Raw genomic sequence first — 3,383 nt, forward strand, 5'->3', positions numbered from 1 at the left:
TGGTGGTGTTGTTACGGTAATATCTTTAGAATCTGTGGCATCACAGCCATTGCGTGTTACAGTTACGGTGTAAGTACCTGCAGTGTTAACAGAAATGGTTCTTGTGGTCTGTCCGCCAGGCATCCAGTTATAAGTAGCGCCTGCACCTGGATCACCTGCATCAAGAGTAATGCTGCTTCCTGCACAGATAGCAGCGTCTGCACCGAGGTCTACCACAGGAGCGGTATTGAGCGTAATGATTTTAGCATCGGTACCCACACAACCATTGCGTGTAACAGTTACGGTATAAGTGCCTGCTGTGTTAACAAAAATGGTTCTGGTGGTAGCACCTGTGCTCCAGCTATAAGTAGTTCCAGCACCGGGATCACCTGCATCAAGGGTAATGCTGCTTCCTGCACAGATAGCAGCGTCAGCACCCAGGTTCACCACAGGAGCGGTATTAACAGTAATCAGTTTTGAATCCGTTCCTGTACAGCCATTGCGGGTAACATTCACCGTATAGGTGATGTTTGCGCCCGGATTTACTGTAATGGTCTGAGAGGTAGCGCCACCGGGACTCCAGCTATAGGTAGTACCTGCCCCATGTGTGCCTGCATCCAGCGTGATATTATCACCTGCACAGATCGAAGCGTCTGCACCGAGGTTCACCACAGGAGCGGTATTAACAGTAATCAGTTTTGAATCCGTTCCTGTACAACCATTACGTGTTACGTTCACCGTATAGGTTGTGTTTGTCGCCGGATTCACCGTAATGGTTCTTGTGGTAGCACCGCCGGGCATCCAGCTATAGGTAGTCCCTGCACCGGGATCACCTGCATCAAGGGTAATGCTGCTTCCTGCACAAATGGCTGCATCAGCTCCGAGGTTCACCACAGGAGGTGTGGTTACGGTAATATCTTTAGAATCTGAGGCACTGCAACCATTGCGTGTTACAGTTACGGTATAAGTGCCTGCTGTGTTAACAGAAATGGTTCTTGTGGTAGCACCGCCGGGCGTCCAGTTATAAGTAGCGCCTGCACCGGGATCACCTGCATCCAGGGTGATATTATCACCTGCACAAATCGAAGCATCCGGTCCCAGGTTCACTACAGGAGCGGTATTGACAGTAATGATTTTAGCATCGGTACCCACGCAACCATTGCGTGTAACAGTTACTGTATAAGTATCTGCTGTGTTGACAGAAATGGTTCTGGTAGTAGCGCCTGTGCTCCAGCTATAAGTAGTTCCCGCACCGGGATCACCTGCATCAAGGGTGATGTTATCACCTGCACAAATCGAAGCGTCTGCACCGAGGTTCACTGTTGGAGGTGTGGCTACGGTAATATCTTTAGAATCTGAGGCACTGCAGCCATTGTGTGTTACAGTTACGGTATAAGTGCCTGCAGTGTTAACAGAAATGGTTCTTGTGGTCTGTCCGCCGGGCAGCCAGCTATAGGTAGTTCCTGCACCGGGATCACCTGCATCAAGGGTGATGTTATCACCTGCACAGATCGAAGCGTCTGCACCGAGGTTCACCACAGGAGCGGTATTAACAGTAATCAGTTTTGAATCCGTTCCTGTACAACCATTACGTGTTACGTTCACCGTATAGGTTGTGTTTGTCGCCGGATTCACCGTAATGGTTCTGGTGGTAGCACCTGTGCTCCAGCTATAAGTAGTTCCAGCACCGGGATCACCTGCATCAAGGGTAATGCTACTTCCTGCACAGATGGCTGCATCAGCTCCGAGGTTTACCACAGGAGGTGTTGTTACGGTAATATCTTTAGAATCTGTGGCACTGCAACCATTGCGTGTAACATTCACCGTATAGGTGGTGTTTGAAGCCGGGCTCACCGTAATGGTTCTTGTGGTAGCACCGCCGGGCGTCCAGTTATAAGTAGCGCCTGCACCGGGATCACCTGCATCCAGGGTAATATTATCACCTGCACAAATCGAAGCATCCGGTCCCAGGTTCACTACTGGAGGGGTATTGACAGTAATGATTTTAGCATCGGTACCCACGCAACCATTGCGTGTAACAGTTACGGTATAAGTACCTGCTGTGTTAACAGAAATGGTTCTTGTGGTAGCACCGCCGGGCGTCCAGCTATAGGTAGTCCCTGCACCGGGATCACCTGCATCAAGGGTAATGCTGCTTCCTGCACAAATCGAAGCATCCGGTCCCAGGTTCACTACTGGAGGGGTATTGACAGTAATGATTTTAGCATCGGTACCTACACAACCATTGCGTGTAACAGTTACGGTATAAGTACCTGCTGTGTTAACAGAAATGGTTCTTGTGGTAGCACCGCCGGGCGTCCAGTTATAAGTAGCGCCTGCACCAGGATCACCTGCATCCAGGGTAATATTATCACCTGCACAAATCGAAGCATCCGGTCCCAGGTTCACTACAGGAGCGGTATTGACAGTAATGATTTTAGCATCGGTACCCACGCAACCATTGCGGGTAACATTCACCGTATAGGTGGTGTTTGTTGCCGGGCTCACCGTAATGGTTTGAGACGTAGCACCGTTGCTCCAGCTATAGGTAGTGCCCGCACCGTATGTGCCTGCATCCAGGGTGATGTTATCACCTGCACAGATCGAAGCGTCAGCACCCAGGTTCACCACAGGAGGGGTATTAACAGTAATCAGTTTAGAATCAGTTCCTGTACAGCCATTGCGGGTAACATTCACCGTATAGGTGGTGTTTACACCCGGATTTACTGTAATCGTCTGAGAGGTAGCACCATCGGGGCTCCAGCTATAAGTAGTGCCAGCACCGGGATCACCTGCATCCAGGGTGATGTTATCACCTGCACAAATCGCAGCGTCAGCACCCAGGTTCACCACAGGAGCGGTATTGACAGTAATAATTTTAGCATCGGTACCTACACAGCCATTGCGTGTAACAGTTACGGTGTAAGTACCTGCAGTGTTAACAGAGATGGTTCTGGTGGTCTGTCCGCCAGGCATCCAGCTATAAGTTGTGCCTGCACCGGGATCACCTGCATCAAGGATAATGCTGCTTCCTGCACAGATGGCTGCATCAGCTCCCAGGTTCACCACAGGAGCGGTATTGACAGTAATCAGTTTTGAATCTGTTCCTGTACAACCATTGCGTGTAACGTTCACCGTATAGGTGGTGTTTGTTGCCGGGCTCACCGTAATGGTTTGAGACGTAGCGCCGTTGCTCCAGCTATAGGTAGTTCCGGCACCGTATGTGCCTGCATCAAGAGTGATATTATTTCCTGCACAGATGGCTGCATCAGCTCCCAGGTTCACTGTTGGTGGTGTTGTTACGGTAATATCTTTAGAATCTGTGGCATCACAGCCATTGCGTGTTACAGTTACGGTGTAAGTACCTGCAGTGTTAACAGAAATGGTTCTTGTGGTCTGTCCGC

At 50.0% G+C, this 3,383-nt stretch carries 1 protein-coding gene; it reads right to left on the reverse strand.

Features of this window, described 5'->3' with window-relative positions; all coding sequences use genetic code 11:
- On the reverse strand, positions 1–3,383 hold a 3,383-nt coding region (locus FRX45_RS23430; protein WP_394350049.1), incomplete at both ends, for a beta strand repeat-containing protein.

This window comes from Agriterribacter humi, from assembly GCF_009192765.1.
In the GTDB taxonomy this organism is placed as follows: Bacteria; Bacteroidota; Bacteroidia; order Chitinophagales; family Chitinophagaceae; genus Agriterribacter; species Agriterribacter humi.